19 protein-coding genes and 1 other RNA gene are annotated in these 20,015 nt (G+C 56.2%); 11 read left to right on the top strand and 9 right to left on the bottom strand.

Features of this window, described 5'->3' with window-relative positions; translation table 11 throughout:
* Window positions 1-24: 24 nt before the first annotated feature.
* From ndk to BQ8290_RS04555, 5 genes are all read right to left on the bottom strand, one after another.
* On the bottom strand, window positions 25-447 hold the full coding sequence (gene ndk, locus BQ8290_RS04535; RefSeq protein ID WP_108788019.1) for a nucleoside-diphosphate kinase: 423 nt from the start codon (window positions 445-447) through the stop codon (window positions 25-27).
* Between the two features lie 161 nt (window positions 448-608).
* The gene (locus BQ8290_RS04540) at window positions 609-1,085 is read right to left on the bottom strand and encodes a hypothetical protein (protein ID WP_337661007.1); all 477 of its coding nucleotides are present in this window, start codon (window positions 1,083-1,085) and stop codon (window positions 609-611) included.
* Window positions 1,086-1,157: 72 nt separating this feature from the next.
* Window positions 1,158-1,592 (bottom strand): DNA polymerase III subunit chi, encoded by a 435-nt coding sequence (locus BQ8290_RS04545; RefSeq protein ID WP_108788022.1) that lies wholly within the window; start codon window positions 1,590-1,592, stop codon window positions 1,158-1,160.
* A complete protein-coding gene (locus BQ8290_RS04550) occupies window positions 1,589-1,741 on the bottom strand; it encodes a DUF2256 domain-containing protein (protein WP_108788024.1) in 153 nt (50 codons plus the stop codon). The genes BQ8290_RS04545 and BQ8290_RS04550 overlap by 4 nt, the downstream gene beginning before the upstream one ends.
* Window positions 1,742-1,762: 21 nt before the next feature.
* The gene (locus tag BQ8290_RS04555) at window positions 1,763-3,223 is read right to left on the bottom strand and encodes a leucyl aminopeptidase (protein WP_108791897.1); all 1,461 of its coding nucleotides are present in this window, start codon (window positions 3,221-3,223) and stop codon (window positions 1,763-1,765) included.
* A gap of 216 nt (window positions 3,224-3,439) precedes the next feature.
* Between BQ8290_RS04555 and BQ8290_RS04560 the strand changes: the two genes are divergently transcribed.
* The 5 genes from BQ8290_RS04560 to BQ8290_RS04585 all read left to right on the top strand — a co-directional run bounded on the left by BQ8290_RS04560 (window position 3,440) and on the right by BQ8290_RS04585 (window position 10,272).
* Window positions 3,440-5,695: an LPS-assembly protein LptD gene (locus tag BQ8290_RS04560; protein WP_337661008.1), complete on the top strand. Its 2,256-nt coding sequence runs from the start codon at window positions 3,440-3,442 to the stop codon at window positions 5,693-5,695.
* 286 nt (window positions 5,696-5,981) lie between these two features.
* Entirely contained in the window at window positions 5,982-7,307 is a 1,326-nt protein-coding gene (locus BQ8290_RS04565; RefSeq protein ID WP_108791899.1) for a peptidylprolyl isomerase, read from the top strand.
* Between the two features lie 13 nt (window positions 7,308-7,320).
* Window positions 7,321-8,355: a 4-hydroxythreonine-4-phosphate dehydrogenase PdxA gene (pdxA, locus tag BQ8290_RS04570; RefSeq protein ID WP_108788028.1), complete on the top strand. Its 1,035-nt coding sequence runs from the start codon at window positions 7,321-7,323 to the stop codon at window positions 8,353-8,355.
* On the top strand, window positions 8,348-9,181 hold the full coding sequence (rsmA, locus tag BQ8290_RS04575) for a 16S rRNA (adenine(1518)-N(6)/adenine(1519)-N(6))-dimethyltransferase RsmA (RefSeq protein WP_108788030.1): 834 nt from the start codon (window positions 8,348-8,350) through the stop codon (window positions 9,179-9,181). The genes pdxA and rsmA overlap by 8 nt, the downstream gene beginning before the upstream one ends.
* Window positions 9,182-9,273: 92 nt before the next feature.
* Window positions 9,274-10,272 carry an alpha/beta hydrolase gene (locus BQ8290_RS04585; RefSeq protein WP_337661010.1) on the top strand — a complete coding sequence of 333 codons (999 nt, stop codon included), beginning with the start codon at window positions 9,274-9,276 and terminating at the stop codon, window positions 10,270-10,272.
* A gap of 34 nt (window positions 10,273-10,306) precedes the next feature.
* On the opposite strand, the gene BQ8290_RS04590 is transcribed toward BQ8290_RS04585, so the two are convergent.
* Entirely contained in the window at window positions 10,307-12,403 is a 2,097-nt protein-coding gene (locus tag BQ8290_RS04590; RefSeq protein ID WP_108788035.1) for a malate synthase G, read from the bottom strand.
* Between the two features lie 137 nt (window positions 12,404-12,540).
* Between BQ8290_RS04590 and BQ8290_RS04595 the strand changes: the two genes are divergently transcribed.
* The 4 genes from BQ8290_RS04595 (at window position 12,541) to BQ8290_RS04610 (ending at window position 16,425) form a co-directional block, all read left to right on the top strand.
* On the top strand, window positions 12,541-13,734 hold the full coding sequence (locus BQ8290_RS04595) for a hydrolase (RefSeq protein ID WP_108788037.1): 1,194 nt from the start codon (window positions 12,541-12,543) through the stop codon (window positions 13,732-13,734).
* Window positions 13,731-14,747 (top strand): arginine N-succinyltransferase, encoded by a 1,017-nt coding sequence (locus BQ8290_RS04600; RefSeq protein WP_108788039.1) that lies wholly within the window; start codon window positions 13,731-13,733, stop codon window positions 14,745-14,747. The genes BQ8290_RS04595 and BQ8290_RS04600 overlap by 4 nt, the downstream gene beginning before the upstream one ends.
* The gene (locus BQ8290_RS04605; RefSeq protein ID WP_108788041.1) at window positions 14,744-16,009 is read left to right on the top strand and encodes an N-succinylarginine dihydrolase; all 1,266 of its coding nucleotides are present in this window, start codon (window positions 14,744-14,746) and stop codon (window positions 16,007-16,009) included. Before BQ8290_RS04600 ends, BQ8290_RS04605 begins: the two co-directional genes overlap by 4 nt.
* Before the next feature lie 161 nt (window positions 16,010-16,170).
* A complete protein-coding gene (locus BQ8290_RS04610) occupies window positions 16,171-16,425 on the top strand; it encodes a hypothetical protein (RefSeq protein ID WP_108788043.1) in 255 nt (84 codons plus the stop codon).
* Window positions 16,426-16,432: 7 nt separating this feature from the next.
* On the opposite strand, the gene BQ8290_RS04615 is transcribed toward BQ8290_RS04610, so the two are convergent.
* The 3 genes from BQ8290_RS04615 to mscL form a co-directional block, all read right to left on the bottom strand.
* Window positions 16,433-17,155, bottom strand: a complete 723-nt coding sequence (locus BQ8290_RS04615) for a hypothetical protein (protein WP_108788045.1) — start codon at window positions 17,153-17,155, stop codon at window positions 16,433-16,435.
* A gap of 249 nt (window positions 17,156-17,404) precedes the next feature.
* Window positions 17,405-17,745, bottom strand: a transfer-messenger RNA (tmRNA) gene (gene ssrA / locus BQ8290_RS04620).
* Between the two features lie 109 nt (window positions 17,746-17,854).
* On the bottom strand, window positions 17,855-18,283 hold the full coding sequence (gene mscL / locus BQ8290_RS04625; RefSeq protein ID WP_108788047.1) for a large conductance mechanosensitive channel protein MscL: 429 nt from the start codon (window positions 18,281-18,283) through the stop codon (window positions 17,855-17,857).
* 181 nt (window positions 18,284-18,464) lie between these two features.
* Here mscL and BQ8290_RS04630 point away from each other — a divergent pair, with 181 nt between their 5' ends.
* Together BQ8290_RS04630 and BQ8290_RS04635 are read left to right on the top strand one after the other, a co-directional pair.
* Entirely contained in the window at window positions 18,465-19,088 is a 624-nt protein-coding gene (locus BQ8290_RS04630; RefSeq protein ID WP_108788049.1) for a LemA family protein, read from the top strand.
* Window positions 19,089-19,099: 11 nt separating this feature from the next.
* Entirely contained in the window at window positions 19,100-20,014 is a 915-nt protein-coding gene (locus BQ8290_RS04635; RefSeq protein WP_108788051.1) for a TPM domain-containing protein, read from the top strand.
* Window position 20,015: the final 1 nt, after the last annotated feature.

The following is a 20,015-nucleotide window of genomic DNA, read 5'->3' on the forward strand; positions in this document are numbered from 1 at the left end:
ATAATTTGATCGATCTAGATCGACTTAACCGACGATTTCATCAGCCGAGAAGAAGAAGTCGATTTCGATTTTGGCGTTTTCGTCGCTGTCCGAACCGTGGACCGAGTTTTCGCCAATCGAAAGCGCGTGTTCCTTGCGGATCGTACCTTCGGCGGCGTCCGCAGGGTTGGTCGCGCCCATGATGTCGCGGTTGCGAGTCACGGCGTCTTCGCCTTCGAGAACTTGAACGACCACAGGTTCGCTCATCATGAATTCAGTCAATTCACCAAAGAAAGGACGCTCAGAGTGAACCGCGTAGAAGCCTTCGGCTTGTTCTTTGGTCATGTGAATACGCTTTGACGCGACAACGCGCAGGCCAGCGCCTTCGAGCATTGCGGTGACCGCACCGGTCAGGTTGCGGCGCGTGGCGTCGGGCTTGATGATCGAAAAGGTGCGGGTAACCGCCATGATGTGTTCCTTAGTTTAGATGAAGTTTGCGCGCGTGCATTGGGCCAACGTGCAAGGGATGTTTTCCGGCGCGCCCTTACATGTCGCAGCGCAGCAATTCAAGCTTTAGCTATTCCGGGCAAAAGCCCCCCGGATCAAGGCACCAAATCAGGGACTCGTCTTTACGATCCACCCTTTGCTAGGACCAGTTGTCCGTTGGTTCGACCGTCGCCATTTTCTCCGGCCGGGTACGCAGTGATCGAAAACGTTGTGCCCGATGGGCTTTCCCCACCCAACATCCGGCCGCCATTGATGCTGGTCTCGATTTGAATGTCGATGCCTGCTGCTTCCGCTTGGGCCCTAAAATGTTCGACAACCTGATCTGGGGTCCGATCGGTGTTGAACGTTACCAGCGCGCCTTTGCTGTCCGCCTGATCGATGATGGTCGTGGATAGAACTTCGGCCCCTTCAACGATCGTAAAACCATCAGGCAGGTCGACATCAACCGCCGCGCCGCTGCGCATCGAGACTTCACCATCGGGTGTGTCGATGGTCATGCTGGCCGCACCGCTGTCTTGATCGATCGTGTATTCGCCCGTTTCACCGTCTTCCGTGGTGAACGTGCCGGAATTCTCCGAACCGCAAGCAGTCAGCGCCATGGAACACGCGCTCAAAAAAATGATGGAAGAATTTCGCATAGTGGCTCCAATCAAATTATTGTTACGAGGCAATCAGGCGATCTTAGCCCATTTCCCGCCTTCTTGCCGAAAGAAAGACCGCTCCAACCCTTCTGCACCGTCAAGCGAACGCCAAGTCCCGCGCGCATCATCAACCGTGGCATCATCGAACAGCAAGAATGCACGTTCAAAACCGGTGGGATCGCGATATTCACCGTCCGCAAAGATCACGTGGCTGGCCGAATTCAGCGGCTGGACCGTGTCAGACAACAGGATCGGTTGATGCGCCGCGCCGGGATCAGACATAGTTCCATTAGCCAGGAAACTGTCCGGCCCTGCTTTCCAAAGCGCTCTCGACAGCGCTTCGCGTTGTTCGGCAGAATTGCTGACAATCAACAACCGATCGCCAGAATCGGTAACGCGCATCGCGATCAGAGCGACGACCTTTTCCACCGGATCGCGGGATAGTTGCCAGAAATCGACTTTCATACCGACGCTTTCTTGCCCCGCTTGCACCGATCAGAGCAATAGCGAACATTGTCCCAGTCGCGTTCCCACTTTTTCCGCCAAGTGAACGGCAACGCGCATGTTTCACAGATCTTCGATGGAAGATCCGACTTCTTGCGCATTTTGGGCATCACATACGACCCAACTTGCCCTTACCCTTCGGCGTTGTCGGCAACAAATTGGTCGATCAAGCGTGCACCATAACCGGTCGCACCCTTATCCCAACTGTGTCCCGGCTTATCCGAAAAGACCATCCCCGCGATGTCGCAGTGAGCCCACGGCGTGCCCTTTTTGATGAAGCGGTGCAGGAATTGCGCTGCGGTGATCGATCCAGCCGGACGTGGGCCAACATTCTTGATATCGGCAATCGGGCTATCGATCAGCTTATCGTATGCCGGGCCAATCGGAAGACGCCAAAGTTTGTCGCCTGTTGTCCCACCGGCTGAAGTCAATTGATCGGCAAGATCATCGTCATTGGAGAACACGCCGCCATATTCGTGGCCAAGCGCGATAATCATCGCGCCGGTCAACGTTGCGAAATCCACGATGCGAGCCGGATTAAATTCTTCCTGACACCAATGCAGCGCGTCGCAAAGAACCAACCGACCTTCGGCATCGGTGTTGAGCACTTCGACGGTTTGACCGCTCATGGTGGTAACAACATCGCCGGGGCGTTGGGCGTTGCCATCGGGCATATTCTCAACCAGACCCATAACGGCGACAACATTCGCTTTTGCTTTGCGCAGGACCAGCGACAGCATGCCGCCCGCAACAGCGCCCGCGCCGCCCATGTCCCATTTCATATCTTCCATACCGGGAGGCGGCTTCAACGAAATGCCGCCAGTATCGAATGTGACCCCTTTGCCTACGAAAGCAGTGGGCTTTTCATCCGGCGTGCCACCGTCCCAACGGATAGCCAGCATTCGCGACGCACGTACAGAGCCCTGGCCCACGCCCAAAAGCGCGCCCATGCCCAGCTTTTCCATTTCGTCTTCGTCCAAGACGGTCAACTTTGCCCCGGTTCCATCGAACGCTTTTTGGCATTCTTCGACAAAGCTTTCAGGGTACAAAATGTTCGCCGGCAGCGTGATCAATCGTTTGGTGAATTCCACCCCGGTGGCGATGGCCTTTGCAGTTTCCCATGCGGCCTCTGTCCCCTCTGGCGCGCCCATGACATGCACAGTTGCGAGGGAGATGGTTTTTTCCTTCGCAAGCTTGGTCCGATACTCGTCGTATCCCCAACTGCGAAGCCGCGTGCCAAGCAAGACCGCTGCTGCTTCTTCGCCGGACAAATCGGCATGGCTCAGATCCAAAATCATGTCGGTTTCACCCGAACGCAGATATTTCGCCGCCAACGCCGCACCGGCGCGTTCAACGTTCAAACGCCGCTTTGCTGCGTCGGGCTCTCCCGCGCCGGCGATAGCAATGCGTTTCAACGAACCGGCGTCCATTGCGAACCCTTCAAACACTTGGCCCGGCCCACCTTTGAATCGAGCAGCGGGCGCGCCATCAACCAAAGCAGGGTCGAGATCGTTCAAAGCATCGCCTTGATTCACGATCCGCGCGTTAAGCCGGACATTGACGGGAGAGGTATCGGTGAAGAGGATCTGCATGTTTACTCCGACATGTTCATCGACTGTAAAACCACAGCCGGCAATTTGGGTCACTGTTTGACAATTTCGGGATCATCGTTGTTCACGCTTGATCCGAGTTCAATTTGCGCCCGGGGAATGGCGATTGCGATTAGGCGCGAGCGGTGCAATAGGCAAGCCATGTCGGGAGTTTCCAGCGTCAGTGGTCGAATGAGAATGTGTGCAACTATGCGCCCCATGACCAGCCCTTTGGGTTTGGGTGCGATTACGCTTGCCTTGTTGGGATGCGCGTTTCCCGCCGCTGCGCAAGATGCATCGACAGAGGTTGCGACGACAATTGCACCCGAAACAGATGGTCCCGCGGTGGCGCATGAACGCGCCGAACACCAAGGCGAACGCATCGGGTTCGAAGCCGAGCAAATTACGTATGACAACACCGCAAACACCGTAACGGCGCGCGGCCACGTCATCCTGCGGTCTGAGGATGTCTCGGTTCGGTCCAACGCGGTTGTGTGGGACCGAAACAGCGGCGTCATCACCGCACAGGGCAATGTTCGCTTTGTAGACACCAACGGCAATCAGATTTTTACTGAAAACCTGACATTGAACGACCGGTTTGAAACGGCGGCAATGGACGATTTGCTCCTTGCTCTGCGCCAAGGTGGTCGATTGGCCGCACGATCAGCACAGCGCGGCGAAGATGGCACAGTGTTGCTGACCGACGCGGCCTATTCGGCCTGCGCGATCACCGACGCACAAGGGTGCGATAAAGAACCAAGTTGGCGCGTGACAGCGGACCGGGTCACGTATGATCCCGATGAAGCGCGTGTTAGTTTTGATGGCGCGGTGTTGGAATTGTTCGGCGCGCGAATCCTGCCCTTGCCCGGCCTTGCCATTCGCACCGATGGCCGCGCGGAAAGCGGATTTTTGGTCCCCGATATCCGGTTCGATCAGGTCAACGGATTGGAGGTTTCCGGCGAATATTACCTCCGCTTGGACGACAACAAAGATCTAACCCTTGGGGCATCGGTCTACACCGAAGTCGCTCCGATGGTCACCGCCCAATGGCGGCATTTGACGGAGAAAGGCGCGTACCAAATCACCGGTTACGCCACGTCCAGCCGCCGCGTTTCCAATTTTGGCGCCACGCCCACCACACAAAGCGACCCGCGCGGATACTTGTTTGCCAACGGAAAATTCTTGCTGTCGCCGGAATGGAGCCTGACCGGCTCAATCCGTTTGGCCAGCGACCGGACCTTTTTGCGTCGGTATGATTTGAGCCGCGATGATCGTTTGCGGTCGACCATCAATCTAGAACGGATTGATGACAATTCGTATCTGAGCATTGCCGGTTGGGCGACGCAAACATTACGAATCAACGCAGATCAGGGCCAGATCCCGATCGCGATTCCTGCCCTTGATTACCGCCGCATTTTGAAAGACCCGGTTTTGGGCGGGCAAGTGCAATTGCAGGCCAACACGCTCAACCTAATCCGCGATGAAGGACAAGACACTCAGCGCGCGTTTGTCGGCGCTCGATGGGATATGCGCAGGCTTACCGAGTTGGGTCAGGTCCTCACGGTCACAGGATTGGTGCGCGGCGATGTGTACAACACGAACGACACCCTTTCGACGCTAACCCAAGTGTATCGGGGCAACGAAGGGTGGACGGCGCGCGGCGTCGCCACCGCTGCTGTTGATTTGGAATGGCCATTTGTCGGCGAAGCATTTGGCGGGACTCAAGTCTTGAAACCGCGTGTTCAGATCGTCGCCACGCCGTCGATCCGCAATTTGGCCGTGCCCAACGAAGATGCCCGCGCGATTGATTTGGAAGATTCCAACCTGTTCGCGCTCAACCGGTTTCCCGGATATGACCGCGTCGAAGACGGCACGCGGGTGACCTGGGGCATCGATTGGGAACTGACCAAGCCGGGTTTGCGCGTCAAAACCAACATTGGGCAATCCTACCGCTTTTCCGCAGAGCGTGAGATTTTCCCGGACGGCACCGGCCTATCCGAACGCGTGTCCGACTTTGTAGGACGCACAGAAATCAGGCTGCGCAACGATCTGGCGTTCACCCACCGGTTCCGTATCGACAAAGACAGCTTTGCCATTCGTCGCAATGAGATCGACGCCACGATCGGGTCACAGCGTAACTATTTTGAGATCGGTTATCTGCGCCTCAACCGCGACATTCAAACGGTCGAGGATTTGCAGGATCGCGAAGAAATCCGAGCTGCAGGTCGTTTCACGATCGGTCGCCATTGGTCCGTTTTTGGGTCGGGCGTCTTTAACTTGACCAGCGCCGCCGAAGATCCAGTTTTTGCGCCCGATGGTTTTGAACCGATCCGCACTCGATTGGGCATTGCCTACAGCGATGATTGCATAGAATTCGGCGCGACTTGGCGACGTGATTTCATCAGCGCAGGCGATGCGGAGCGCGGCAACAGTTTTCAATTGTTCTTTGCCCTGCGCAATCTTGGCTTTCGATAAGCCCCCCTCCCCCAGAAAGCGACCAGATCGAATTGGCACACCGGACAAAAGCGGTTAAAGGGCACGAAACCTTCAACTCATCGTGGGTTCAGCCGGCTATGTTTATCCCGGCATCACGTATGATTTTGAGGCAAACATTGCTAATGGCGGCGAGGACTTAAGCAGCCAAAAATCAGTTTGACGCGATAGGGGCCGCGTTGGACACCAATACCAACAATTCGGGATTACCATTGTGACGGCTAAGGCATTTTTGAAAACACCTGTATTCTTCGGAGCGGCTGGCTTGATGGCCCTTGCGGCAATCGCCTCGCTTGCCCCGATAGTGGATACACCTGCGCATGCGCAAACCACCGCCGTTCCCACATCCAACAACCCTTTGGGCATCCCTGAAAACTTCACAATTCTGGGGAGTGAAAACCCAGACAATCGTGCCGCAACGGCGATTGTGAACGGATATGTGATCACCGGCACCGATATCGATCAACGCGTTGCCTTGATCACCAACGCATCGGACGCAGAAGTGTCAGACGCCGAATTGCAACGTTTGCGTCAGCAGGTGTTTCGCAATCTGATTGACGAAACGTTGAAAATTCAAGCCGCCGTGGCGCAGGAAATCCCTGCGGATCGCGGTCAGGTTGAACAAACATACCAGCAATTGGCAGCGCAAAACTTCGGCCAAAACCCGGAACGGATGGATGAATATCTTGCGGCTATCGGATCTTCACCAACTGCATTGAAACGTCAGATCGAGGGCGAGCTGGCATGGGAAAACGTCCTGCGCCGGAACATCACTCCATTCGTCAACGTGTCCGCCGAAGAAGTGAACGAAGTTCTACGCCGGCTCGAAGAAGCGCGCGGAACCGATGAATATCGGCTCGGCGAGATTTACATGAACGCCACGATCGAGAATCGCGAAGCGGTTCTCCAAAACATGCAGCGAGTTATGCAACAGTTGGAGCAAGGCGGCAGCTTTGTTGCTTATGCGCGTCAGTTTTCCGAAGCGACCACAGCGGTCGTCGGCGGTGATACCGGTTTCTTGCGGTTGGAAACCCTTCCTGCGGCGATGGCGAATGCCGTGCGCCAAATGCAGCCGGGTCAATTGGTTGGCCCGATCGAGATTCCGGGCGGCTTCACCATCATTTATCTGATCGACAAACAGCAGGTGTTGGGCGCGGATCCTCGCGATGCGATTTTGAGCCTCAAGCAAATCTCTATCGCCTTCCCGCAGGGCACAAGCGACGAAGACGCCAACGCAGAGATTGAACGTTTTGCCAATTTCGTCGGCGCTTTGCGCAGCTGTTCCGATGCGGAAAGTGCGCAAGAAGCCTTGGGCGCGACCGTCGTTGCCAACGATGAAATTCAAGCGAGCCAATTGCCTGAGCAATTGCAGAACATCCTATTGGGTCTGCAAGTTGGCCAAACCACACCACCATTTGGCAGTGCGGCCGATGGCGTGCGCGTCTTGATGTTGTGTGGCCGCGAAGAGCCCGAAGATGCCGGTGCGCCGACATTCGATTCGGTCATGCGTCAGATCGAAGAGGAGCGCATCAACAAGCGTGCCCAGCGTTACCTGCGTGATCTGCGCAACGACGCCTATATCGAATACAACTGACGCAGCCCGCGCGGTGACCTTCCCGCCAACAACTACGCATCAAAAACCCTTGGCGATTGCCTTGGGTGACCCGGCCGGCATCGGTCCGGAAATCATTCTGGACAGCTATCGCCGATTGAAGGATCAATCCGTTCCGTTCTTCATCATGGGCGGTGCGCAATGCTTGGCGACGGCTGAGGAACAAGCGGAAATTGCTTGTCCCGTTGTAGCGATCAATGATCCATCAGAAGCGGCAGACGCGTTTGTCGATGGATTGCCGGTTTTGAAGGCGTTGGACGCCCCTTACACCCCCGGTGCCCCCAGTGACGAAGGCGCTGCCCTCGCTTTGCATTCATTGGCCGAAGCAACACGGTGCGTGATCGAAGGAAAAGCCACCGCGCTGGTCACCGCCCCGGTCAGCAAGGCCGGATTGACGCGCGTCGGATTTGAATATCCGGGTCAAACCGAATTTTTGGCCCAGGTGTGCGGAATGGCGCCGGATGACGCAGTCATGATGCTCGCCGGACCCACTTTGCGCACCGTTCCTTTGACGGTTCATGTGGCGTTGTCGGCCGTGCCTGCGCTTATTTCGATCGAATTGATCACCCACAAAGCACGCATTGTCGCCGCCGCGCTCAAACGGGATTTTGGGTGCGACCGTCCGCGCATTGCGATCGCTGGACTAAACCCGCATTCTGGCGAAGGCGGACAGTTCGGCAACGAAGAAGGTCGTTTCATCGAACCCGCGATTGCGACCTTGCGCGATGAGGGGATTGAAGCGGTCGGCCCGGTGCCCGGCGATGCATTGTTCAACCCCCGCATGCGGAAAACTTACGATGCCGCACTGTGCATGTATCATGATCAAGCGTTGATCCCGATCAAGGCGATAGAATTTGATGAAGGGGTGAACGTCACACTGGGCCTGCCCATTGTACGGACATCACCGGATCACGGAACCGCGTTTGATATTGCCGGATCGGGTGTCGCGGATTCCAGCGCAATGGTCGCGGCGATTAAGATGGCTGCGGCATGCGCCTCTGCACGATCGGATGGCGGCGTGCATGGTTGATTTACCCCCCATTCGCGAAACGATTGCGGCCCACGGGTTGAGTGCATCAAAAGCGTTGGGTCAGAATTTTTTGCTCGATGAGCAATTGCTGGACCGGATCGCTGCGCTTCCCGGCGATTTGAACGGAGCCAATGTCCTTGAAGTGGGCCCTGGACCCGGCGGATTGACCCGCGCATTGCTGCGCGCGGGTGCCAATGTCACAGCGATTGAGATGGACAGCCGTTGTCTTCCCGCTTTGGCCGAACTGTCGGATGCTTTTCCCGCGCAACTGACTGTGATCGAAGGCGATGCGATGAAGTTGGATCACGGCGAAATCATGGGCGGCGCGCCGTTTCATATTCTATCCAACCTGCCCTACAATGTCGGCACCGCGTTGTTCGTTAAGTGGTTGAGCGGCCAAGACAGCAAAGCGCCATGGCCACCGCAATGGCAGTCCCTTACATTGATGTTCCAACGCGAAGTCGCCGAACGGATTGTTTCTAAACCGGGCGGCGGTGCCTATGGGCGACTTGCCGTGCTGGCGCAGTGGCGCAGCACTGCAAAGTTGGCGATGAAGGTCCATCGCAGCGCCTTTACCCCGCCCCCCAAAGTGATGAGCGCAATTGTCCACGTAACACCAGACATCGCTCCAGTGGGCGTTTCGGCAAAAGCGTTGGAGCGACTAAGCGAAGCCGCGTTTGGCCAACGGCGAAAAATGCTGCGCCAAAGTCTAAAGAACGTGCCGGGCGCGCTGGATGCGCTTGAGGGAATTGGCATCGATCCAACCCGCCGCGCAGAAACAGTCAGCGTGGACGAATTCGTTGCCATGGCACGAAAAATTTCCTGACCCAAAGCGCCCATTACAACATGCGACAATGCAATACAGCGAGGGATCGAAATTTACGCTATTGCCGAGGCTTAAGCATCGCGGAGCCAAGAATGACACGTAAAGCAATCGCCCGAAATTTTATGTGCGGCGCCGCGGCGTTTGCCGTTGCAGCGTGTGGCGGCGGCGATGACACGCCTCCAACAGCTGTAACCCCAACGCCAAGTCCTACACCCTCTCCAACTCCGACACCCACTCCCACTCCTACGCCGACCTCGAGCACGGTGATCGTTACATCCGACATTCAGTACGGCGAAGGCGCGACCGCAAGCGGCGCTATCCCACTATTTCTGGACCTGTACGCCCCCGATGAATCTTGTAGCGCCAACCGCCCGACGGTTGTGTTCGTTCATGGCGGCGGCTTTGTCGGCGGCAACAAGCGCAGCGATAACGTCACCAGCATAGCGGAGGAGATGACTGCGCGTTCAATCAACGTAGTCTCGATCCAATATCGGCTCGACCCACAAGATCCGATCCCAGGCTCAGTGTATCAAGACATCCTTGATCAAGGTGTTGCCGACGGCACGATTGATCCGAGCGAAGAGCGGCTTGACGCCATTTTTTCAGCTTTTGAGGACACGATATTGGCGCTTAACTTTCTCCAGGACAATCAAAATGAACTGTGCGTCAACACCGATAGGATCGCATACTGGGGGTCATCGGCGGGCGCGTATACAGTGCTCACCGTGGGCTATGGGCTGAACCAATTCGGCATTGAGCGCCCCGCCCCCAGTGTTGTAATCGATTACTGGGGCGGTTTGTTCGGCGATGAGAACCTTGAATTGGGCGAAGCGCCTTTCTTGGTCCTACACGGCACCGCGGATGGAACTGTGGATTATCAAGAGGCCATAGATCTGACCAATGCCGCGGACGTGGTGGCGGTCCCCTTCGCGCTGTACACCGTGAACGGTGCAGGCCACGGTTTTGGTGCAACGGGCACCTTCACCAACACGGTCGATGGGCAAACCTTGTTTGTCCGCACCGCCGATTTTGTTGAGGCGCATTTGACCGATGGCACGCCGATCTATGGCCGTTTCGACGTGAACCCATAACCCACACCGAAACGGCCACAATCAACCTAGCGCCTTATCCCGCCTTTTTGCGCAGCCGCCACGCATGCAGCAATGGTTCGGTGTAACCGGACGGCTGCTCCACACCCTTAAACACCAGCTCTTTTGCCGCGCTAAACGCCGCGCCGTCCTCATTTCCAATCAGCGGCACGTAGGTAGGGTCACCCGCATTCTGGGCGTCCACTTTGGCGGCCATGCGGTTGAGGCTGTCCATCACCTGATCTTCGGTCACAATGCCGTGCAGCAGCCAGTTTGCCATGTGCTGGGATGAAATGCGCAATGTTGCGCGGTCTTCCATCAAACCCACATCGTTGATGTCTGGAACCTTGGAACAGCCAACACCGGCATCAACCCAGCGTACAACATAACCTAGCAACCCTTGCGCATTGTTGTCCAACTCATCGCGCAATTCGTCTTCGGGCCAATTGGTTTCGGTCGCCAATGGAATGCTCAGCAATTCATCCAAGCCCGCAGGCTCTGGCAAGTTCGCCTGAATATCGAACACGTTTTCCGCATGATAATGCAGCGCATGCAGCGTCGCTGCGGTGGGTGATGGCACCCACGCTGTATTCGCACCGGCGCGCAGATGACCGATTTTCTCAACCATCATTTGCCCCATAAGGTCCGGCGCGGCCCACATACCCTTGCCGATCTGCGCCTTTCCCGAAAGACCATGTTTAAGGCCAATCGCAACATTGCGCGCCTCATAAGAGCCCAGCCACGCAGAACCCTTCATCGCGCCTTTGCGCATCATCGGACCAGCGCGCATCGAGGTGTGGATCTCATCGCCTGTGCGATCGAGGAAGCCGGTGTTGATGAAAACGATCCGATCCCGAACCGCATGGATACAAGCGGCAAGATTGGCGGATGTTCGGCGTTCTTCATCCATCACGCCGACTTTAATAGTGTGCCGCGCGAGGCCCAACAAATCCTCAACTGCATTGAAGAGATCGTTGGTGAAGGCGCATTCTTCTGGCCCGTGCATCTTCGGCTTTACGATGTAGATGTTTTTGTGTCGGGAATTTCCATATTTGGCATGACCTTCCACGTCCAACGAGCTGATTGCGCTGGTGAACACGGCGTCCATAATGCCTTCGGGAATTTCTCCGCCATCAGGCAGTTTGATCGCAGGGTTGGTCATCAAATGACCGACATTGCGGACAAACATCAAACTGCGCCCGGACAAAGCCTGCGCCGCGCCATCGCGGTCCGTATAGTTCTTATCACCTGACAATTTGCGGGTCAGGGTGCGGCCGCCTTTTTCAAAACTCTCTTGAAGATCGCCACGAATAACGCCCAACCAATTTGTGTAGGCCAGCAGTTTATCCTCTGCATCGACCGCGGCGACCGAATCTTCGCAATCGGCGATCGTGGTCAGGGCGCTTTCCACCAAGATATCCGCAATCCCGGCCTGGTCGGTTTTACCAACCGGCGTGTCACGATCGAACACAACTTCGATGTGCAAGCCATTGTTGACGAACAACAATCCTTTATCCGTCTTTCCGACATACTGGTCTTCATTAAGCAATTTTCCGTCATTTTCATCAGCCAGATCGGACCAGCTTTGATCAACCAAAGGCAGCGCGGAATCGAGGAACTCTCGACCGCGTGCGATCACCGCGTCTCCACGCGCCGTGTCATAACCGCCCGGTTTAGCGGGCGCCGCGTCCAATGCATCGGTGCCATAAAATGCGTCATACAAACTGCCCCAACGCGCATTGGCCGCATTCAGCAGGAAACGCGCATTCAGGATCGGCACAACCAATTGCGGGCCCGCCATGGTCGCAATTTCGGCATCGACATTTTGGGTCCCGATTTGAAAATCGGCGGGCTCTGGAACGAGGTATCCGATTTCACGCAGAAAGCTTTGATATTGTGCGGGGTCATGCGGTTGCCCTGCCCGCTCGCTGTGCCACACATCGATTTGACTCTGAAGCGTCTCCCTCTTTGCCAACAGCGACGCGTTGCGCGGGGCGTATTGCGCCAACAATGCTGCAAAACCCTGCCAAAACGCATCAACATCGCGGCCCAAAGGCGCAAGAACCTGAGAATCTAGAAAGGCCGCCAGTTGTTCATCAACCGATAGGCCGGAACGCGTGATCATGTTTGTCATTTAAAGTCCTCGTGACCTGATATTCAATCGGGGGTTATCGGGACCTGGGGAGAAGGACGGCACAGCCTATGACCAATGGACCGCATTATTGCAATGGGTTGGACGCGAGTAATTCCCGTCGCTAGAGATGGTGTCGTATGAAACCAAATTTCCTCTCTCAAATAGACGCTGCGGCAATGCTGGATCAGGTGCAATCGTGGTGCGCGATCAACACAGGCACGGCAAATCTGGATGGATTGTCGAAACAGGCCGATATCCTTGCCAATGCGTTTGGCTCTCTCCCCGGCAAGGTGGAATTGATCGACCCTGCCCAGGTCACCGCGATTGCGGCGGACGGCGCCGAATTTGATAAGGCGCATGGCCAGCATCTGGTACTTAGGGTTCGCCCTACGGCAAATCGCCGCATCTTGCTTACCGGGCATATGGACACAGTGTTTCCCGTCGATCACCCGTTTCAGGGTCAGACTTGGTTGGAAGACGGCGTTTTAAACGGTCCGGGCGTCGCCGATATGAAAGGCGGAATTGCGGTGATGCTGCATGCCTTGATGGCGTTTGAAGAGACCACCTCAGCCGGATCACTCGGCTATGATGTGATGATCAATTCTGACGAAGAAACCGGATCACTGGCTAGCTCGTCATTGATTGCCGAAATGGCGCAAGGGAAAATCGCCGCGCTCACTTATGAACCGGCCGCATTGCCCGATGGGACATTGGCCCATGCACGCGGCGGCACCGGCAATTACTCAATTACGATTGGTGGCAAATCGGCCCATGCCGGACGCAACCCGCATGAAGGTCGAAACGCTCTTGTCGCAGCGGCGGATCTGATCCTTCGGCTTAAGGGTATGGAGCGCGAAGATATCACGATCAATCCGGCCAAACTCGAAGGGGGTGGCCCCAACAATGTCGTGCCTGATCACGCGGTGCTCCGTTTTAACATCCGCCCCAAATCCACACAGGCGATGGAGAATTTTGATCGTGATCTCAACGCATTGCTTTCATCAATAGAGACCGCGCACGAAGTCTCCGCAAAGCGCCATGGCGGCGTGACCCGCCCGCCCAAGCCTGTTGATGATCAGGCGCAGAGATTGTTCGATTTGGTCCGTGAATGCGGCGCAGAAATGGGACAGGATATCGCATGGAAAAGCACCGGCGGCGTCTGCGATGGCAACAACATTGCCGCTTGCGGTGTGCCCGTTGTTGACACGATGGGGGTCCGCGGTGGATCAATCCATTCCACAGACGAATTTCTTATCACCGCCAGTTTAGCAGAGCGCGCGGCGCTTTCGGCTCGAGTGATTCAACGGCTTGCTGAAGGAGCCCTCAATTGACATTTCGCCTTCGCGCAGCGCGCACAAGCGACCTTGAACACTTGTATGAGATGGCCAAACTAACGGGCGGTGGATTCACCAATTTACCCCCTGATCGCAAGGCTTTGTCATCCAAACTTGAACGCGCGGCTGAAGCGTTTGCCAACACCGATGATGGCGTCGTGGATGAACAATTTGTTTTGGTGCTGGAAAATCTCTCCACCAAAGCTGTGCGCGGAACATGCCAATTAATGACGCAGGTTGGTCAGCAATGGCCATTCTATTCCTATCGCCTCAACACTTTGACCCAATACAGCCAGCAATTGGATCGCACCGTGCGGGCCGAATTGCTTAGCCTTGTCACCGATCTAGAGGGATCGAGCGAAGTGGGAGGCTTGTTCCTGCACCCCAATGAACGGGCTGGCGGTCACGGATTGCTATTGGCGCGGTCGCGGTATTTGTTTGTGGCGATGCATCGAAACCGATTTGCAGATCGGATTTTGGCCGAATTGCGCGGTATCATCGATGAACGCGGCGGCTCCCCTTTTTGGGACGGTGTCGCTGGCCGGTTTTTCGGGATGAGCTTTCAAGAAGCTGACTATTTTAACGCCATAAACGGCAATCAATTTATCGCCGACCTTATGCCCAAACACCCGGTCTACATCTCGATGCTTTCCGAAGATGCTCGCAGCGTAATCGGCGTACCCCATCCGACCGGGCGCGCTGCCATGCGGATGTTGGAAAATGAAGGTTTCCGATACGAAGGGTACGTCGACATTTTCGACGGTGGCCCCAGCATGGTGGCACCAACGGACCAAGTAACCAGCGTCAAAGACAGCCGCGAAGCCACCCTTTCCCGTGTCGATCTGGCCGAAGGAGAGCGCGCAATCTTGGCCACAGGAAAGCTGCAGGATTTCCGTGCATGTTACGGCGCGCGCAGCTTCGACGACAACGGTGACATCGCAATCGATGCCGTCGCCGCCGATGCGCTTGATGTGAGCGAAGGCGACGTGGTTTGGAGCGTTGCGCGATGATCGGAAAAACAGACGCGATATGTGAAGTGAATTTCGACGGTATTGTCGGACCAAGCCACAATTACGCCGGGCTTTCATTGGGCAACATCGCCAGCGCCAATCACAGAGGCGATCCGTCCTACCCACGCGCCGCCGCGCTTCAGGGTGTGACAAAGATGCGGGGGAACTTGGCGCGATTAGGAGTTCAAGGATTCCTGCTGCCTCTGCCCCGCCCCAACACGTCTTTGTCCGATACGCTCGCCTATGATGGGTCTGAAGCATCGCAATTGCGCGCAGCGCCATGGTCCGCTTCTTCGATGTGGACGGCGAACGCGGCGACGGTTAGCCCCGCGCCCGATACAGCCGATGGGACATGCCATTTGTCGCCCGCCAATTTGGTGACAATGCTGCACCGCGCACAGGAATGGCCGGACACCAAACGGATGCTCGACATTGCGTTTGGCAACCGCGATCACTTTACCATCCATGGCCCAGTTCCGCCCACTTTCGGCGACGAAGGCGCGGCCAATCACATGCGCCTTTGTGAAACGCATGGCGCACCAGGTGTCGAGGTTTTCGTCTATGGCCGCCCCGGCGGCCTATTCCCTGCGCGCCAACACGAACAGGCCAGCCGCCTTGTTGCCCGGGCGCATGGGCTTGACCCGGCAAAATGCGTTTTCATCGAACAAAATCCAGCGGCGATCGAAGCCGGCGCGTTTCACAACGACGTTGTGTCCGTCGCCAATGAGCGCGTCTTGTTTACCCATGCAGAGGCATTTGCCGATCAATCGGGCGCCTATGACGCGATCCGCGCAGCGTTTCCCGCGCTGGAGATTGTGGAAGTGCCTAGCGCCGATGTTTCGTTGTCCGAAGCCATTCGAACCTATTTGTTCAACGCACAATTGTTGACCTTGCCCAATGGAGGCATGGCATTGATCGTTCCCGAAGAATGCCGGAAAAGCGAGAGCGTTTGGGCATGGGCCACGGCGACAATGGCGTCCAACGGACCGATCCGTGAAATCATTCCGGTTGATGTCCGTCAAAGCATGGCCAATGGCGGCGGACCAGCCTGTCTGCGCCTGCGCGTTGTGTGCGACCCGGCGACGGTCGATCCGCGCTTTATGCTTGATGAGGCGAAAGCGGACCTTTTGGAAAAGGTGATCACGCAATCTTGGCCGGAGCAAATTGACCCGACGGATATTGGCAATGAAGTTTTGGCCACACAGGTCATCGCCGCACGATCCGCATTGCTCAACGCACTCAACCTCAACGAACTCAAATAGTCCCCAGCGACCATCAGCGTTCAAAGTTAACGCGTTTGGCGTTTGCGTCGGCCTCGCTTACACTGCGTGGATCGTTAACCCTTTGCACCCGCACTTTTGCGGAGTTGGCACGGCCCGTGCATTGTCAAAGGTTAAAGGCCTAGGGCCCTAAAGGAGAGACCATGCTAAAGAAAATCGGGAGGCTGTTCGTTATCAAGAACAGGTTTGAAGCCTTCGTGATTATCTATGCATTGGCGTTGGGTGCGACCGCGCGCGGTTCGGCCTATCTCACCGAATATCCCGGTTTTGGTGGAAAGATGTTGTTTCTTGCGGCGACCGGCGCGGTTTTCTTGGCGGGAGCGGCAATTTTGGACTCGCTTAAAGCCAAGAACGAGATCGAAGAATTGCGCGCGCAATTGGCCGAAGCACAAAAATAAGCCAGCCTCATTCTGAAAAGACAGCTTCGCCATCATCGTTGAAAAGCGGAAGAACGGCGACATCATCGGCATTGTCCACCTCAACCGTCACTTGTTTGCGTCTAAAATCGCGTCGCGCACCGATCAAAACCGGCCTTAAACGCAATTGTCCGCGCACGACCACTCGGCGGTTTCGGAAGTAAGATCGTAAGGCACTGAGTGACGGTTCAACCGCTTCGCGTTCAACGTCCCCTTCCACCACAATTTCATCGTCGCCATTGCCGTCGGATTCAGGCAAATCGGCCGAACCACTTGCAGCAGGGGTGGACGGGTTGAGGATGCTGAAAAGCGTTTCTGCGTCCATTTCAATCACGATCAAGTCAGGGTGACTTCCCCCGCTGTCCCCGCGTGGCAGACCACCGATTCCGGTGCTGCCGGATACGTTGACCCCTGCCGATCCCAACAAGGCCTGATTCACGAGGGCCGATCCATCGGGCGAAATACTAAGCAGTTGAAAATTGTTGCCCGCGCGGCGCACCGCCACAACATCCATGATCACCGCCAGATCGCTCTCATCATCGGTAGATCGAGCGCGCGCGGTTCTGCGAAATTGACGTGGTGGCAAGCATTCAACCGAACAAATGTCGCGCAACCGATCTAGATATTGATCATACGGTTCCGCCGAAACACGCGGCTCAACTGGCAATCCAAGCGCACAAATGCATGCCAGAATCACGGTCGCAACGCGCATCTCGATCTCCAAAGTGTCGTCGGAAATCAGATGCTAACGCAGCGACGTTGCTTTGCGAAGCACGAACTTAGCGATTTAGGCGGAGGAGGATGCTTCCCTATCCTCGAATGAGGAGGACTGGGTGAGGGTTTCTGTTGCTAGCTACCCGCGCTCTTTTAGCCGGGGGAGGACCGGAGCGAACTCTGAACGGTCGCATTGCATTTGGAGAAGATGGGTGAGGGTTTCTGTTGCTAGCTACCCCCGGAGCCCCGGAATCCGTTCTGTTGCCCGGTCGGTCCAACCGCGCTAAGCTTTGTAAATTCAGGCCGTTAGGCCCTAAAATTACGCAGCGATTGCGAGTGCTTCGTTATCGTTTGCACTTATGAGAATGAACAGTTTTACGGGGTTTTCAGCCCGGGCAAAAACAACGCTTTTCGGCCCACGTCGATCCTAGTTCGGCCCCATCAGAACACCCGCGAAAACCGGGCTTTGTGGTGGAGCCGCCGGGTACTGCCCCCGGGTCCGTTGTGCTTATTGCACGCTGCAATTTATCGCCATATCCGGTTGCCCGGCATCGCCTATATAGCGCGCTTTTGGTGAATGAGAAGTGAGCGGATGAGATTTGGAGGCCGTCCCATCTCCGGTATCATCGCTGAAATCAAAACACCCGCCCTGCACCGGGGTGCAGAGCGGGCGCTTAAAACCATCAATACGGCTCGCTTATTTCTTCAGCGCGTCCCGAATTTCAGTCAGCAGATCAATCTCTGTTGGGCCGGCTGGTTCCGCTGGTGCTTCTTCCTCTGGCTTTTCCATCGCTGCTTTGATTTTGTTGGCATAGCGAACCAAAAGAAAGATGATGAAGGCCAAGATCACGAAGTTGATGACCGATGTGACAAACGCGCCCCATGCCAAAACATTCGCACCCGCTTCACGCGCCGCATCCAGCGACATGCCGGCTTCGACTTCGCCCGAAAGCACGTAATATTTGTTGCTGAAATCAACGTCGCCAAAGATCGCGCCAACGACCGGCATTATCAGATCGGCGGTCATGGACGACACGATAACGGCGAATGCGCCCGCGATGATAACCGCCACGGCAAGTTCCATCACATTGCCTTTGGCGATAAATTCTTTGAATTCTGTGAGCATTTTGATCCCTCTTGTACAAACCCGATAGACCCGCTTTTCGCACCTCGGCACCCCCTTGCCAAGCGGTCAAACCAACTTGTGAACGACTTGAAAGCGCAAGTCGGTGTGCTATATTAACAATACAGGACACAGCGCGCCGCGAGTGCATTTTTCCGCCAGCGCGCCATTTGGAGGGACATTTATGAATTTGCGCAATTTCGGGCGCGGCGTGATTATCGCTGCCGTCTCACTCACTCTGGCTGCGTGCGGGATCAACTCGGTCCCTACAAAAGAAGAAGCCGCGAATGCCCAGTGGGGTAACGTCGAGTCGGCTCAACAGCGGCGCCACGATCTGATCCCCAACCTCGTTAGCGTTGCAGAAGCTGCCGCGGTTTCAGAGCGTGATATTCTGACAGGCGTGATCGAAGCGCGTTCCAAAGCAATGGGCGTCAACATCACAACCGATGATCTATCTAGCCCCGAAGAATTCGAAAAAGTCCGCGCGGCGGAAAATCAGCTTACCCAAGCTATCGGTCAATTCCGCACCGTGGTTGAGCAATATCCTGCGCTGCAGAGCAACGAAAATTTCCGCGATCTGATCGTCGCGCTCGATGAATCGGAGAACCTCATCAACACCGAGCGTGTTCGCTATAATGAGGCTGCTCAGGATTATAATACAACGATCCGCACCTTCCCCGATACAATCGGCGCGACCATCATTCACGGCGCAGAGCCGCTGGAGTATTTCTCTGCAGAGGAAGGCGCTGAGGTCGCACCTGATGTAGAGTTCGACAGCATCACCGGCGGTGATGACAGCGCATCCTGATCGCTAACCCTATGGTATTTGAGAGCTCGATTGGGCGTTTTTCCGCGCGTCTGTTTGCATTCGCTTTGGCCGTTGTCGGTCTAGCGAGTGTGGCCAGCGCGCAGGGTCTGCCTGAGCGGCCCGACGGTCCGATCTATGATGGCGCGAACATCCTCTCTGAAACCACAGAAGCTCAGCTTGACGCGACCCTGAGGGATTACAATCGCGAGACCGGCAATGCGATCATCATCGCCACTGTTCCTTCGCTCAACGGCGAAGTGATCGAGCCCTATGCGACACGTCTTTTTGGCGAGTGGGGCATAGGTGGGGAGCGTCGCGACACAGGTTTGTTGTTATTGATCGCGCGTGATGATCGAAAGATGCGGATCGAGGTTGGTTATGGCCTTCACCCCTATTTTGGCGGTGTTATGGCGGGTCGGGTGATCCGCGACACGATCACTCCGCGTTTCAAGGAAGGCGATTTTGATTCAGGCGTAACCGATGGTGTCGCCGCCATCCTTGCCCATCTCGAAAACTCACCCGAAGATGCAATCGCTATAGAGGAAGCGGCCGAAGCGGCCCAAGCAGACCGCAACCGCTCCGAAGGCGGATTTCCTATCGGCACGCTGATCTGGCTCGGCTTTATGTTCTTCTTTTTCGTGTTGCCGATCATACGTGGCGCTGGCCGCAGACGGCGGTATCGGACCAAAGGCAAAGGGCCTTGGGGAGAACGCGGAGGCGGTCGCGACGGTCAAAGCGCTGGCGATGTCGCATCCAACATCATCCTTTGGGAAATCGGCAGCGCAATTGCACGCGGCGCGATGAGCGGAGGCTCTGGCGGCGGAGGTGGCGGCTGGAGCGGTGGTGGCGGTGGCGGCGGTGGGGGCGGCTTTGGCGGCTTCGGCGGCGGCATGTCTGGGGGCGGCGGCGCCTCGGGGGGATGGTAAG

This window comes from Erythrobacter sp. Alg231-14, assembly GCF_900149685.1.
In the GTDB taxonomy this organism is placed as follows: Bacteria; Pseudomonadota; Alphaproteobacteria; order Sphingomonadales; family Sphingomonadaceae; genus Erythrobacter.

Bases quoted from the DNA above. Each gene is read 5' to 3' on its own strand.
- BQ8290_RS04545 (WP_108788022.1), bottom strand. From the start codon at position 1,592: ATGAAAGTCGATTTCTGGCAACTATCCCGCGATCCGGTGGAAAAGGTC.
- BQ8290_RS04605 (WP_108788041.1), top strand. From the start codon at position 14,744: ATGATCGGAAAAACAGACGCGATATGTGAAGTGAATTTCGACGGTATT.
- BQ8290_RS04635 (WP_108788051.1), top strand. From the start codon at position 19,100: ATGGTATTTGAGAGCTCGATTGGGCGTTTTTCCGCGCGTCTGTTTGCA.
- BQ8290_RS04595 (WP_108788037.1), top strand. From the start codon at position 12,541: ATGAAACCAAATTTCCTCTCTCAAATAGACGCTGCGGCAATGCTGGAT.
- BQ8290_RS04590 (WP_108788035.1), bottom strand. From the start codon at position 12,403: ATGACAAACATGATCACGCGTTCCGGCCTATCGGTTGATGAACAACTG.
- BQ8290_RS04565 (WP_108791899.1), top strand. From the start codon at position 5,982: ATGGCCCTTGCGGCAATCGCCTCGCTTGCCCCGATAGTGGATACACCT.
- BQ8290_RS04550 (WP_108788024.1), bottom strand. From the start codon at position 1,741: ATGCCCAAAATGCGCAAGAAGTCGGATCTTCCATCGAAGATCTGTGAA.
- BQ8290_RS04560 (WP_337661008.1), top strand. From the start codon at position 3,440: ATGACCAGCCCTTTGGGTTTGGGTGCGATTACGCTTGCCTTGTTGGGA.
- BQ8290_RS04555 (WP_108791897.1), bottom strand. From the start codon at position 3,223: ATGCAGATCCTCTTCACCGATACCTCTCCCGTCAATGTCCGGCTTAAC.
- BQ8290_RS04585 (WP_337661010.1), top strand. From the start codon at position 9,274: ATGACACGTAAAGCAATCGCCCGAAATTTTATGTGCGGCGCCGCGGCG.
- BQ8290_RS04630 (WP_108788049.1), top strand. From the start codon at position 18,465: ATGAATTTGCGCAATTTCGGGCGCGGCGTGATTATCGCTGCCGTCTCA.
- rsmA (WP_108788030.1), top strand. From the start codon at position 8,348: ATGGTTGATTTACCCCCCATTCGCGAAACGATTGCGGCCCACGGGTTG.
- mscL (WP_108788047.1), bottom strand. From the start codon at position 18,283: ATGCTCACAGAATTCAAAGAATTTATCGCCAAAGGCAATGTGATGGAA.
- BQ8290_RS04540 (WP_337661007.1), bottom strand. From the start codon at position 1,085: ATGGCGCTGACTGCTTGCGGTTCGGAGAATTCCGGCACGTTCACCACG.
- ndk (WP_108788019.1), bottom strand. From the start codon at position 447: ATGGCGGTTACCCGCACCTTTTCGATCATCAAGCCCGACGCCACGCGC.
- BQ8290_RS04610 (WP_108788043.1), top strand. From the start codon at position 16,171: ATGCTAAAGAAAATCGGGAGGCTGTTCGTTATCAAGAACAGGTTTGAA.
- BQ8290_RS04615 (WP_108788045.1), bottom strand. From the start codon at position 17,155: ATGCGCGTTGCGACCGTGATTCTGGCATGCATTTGTGCGCTTGGATTG.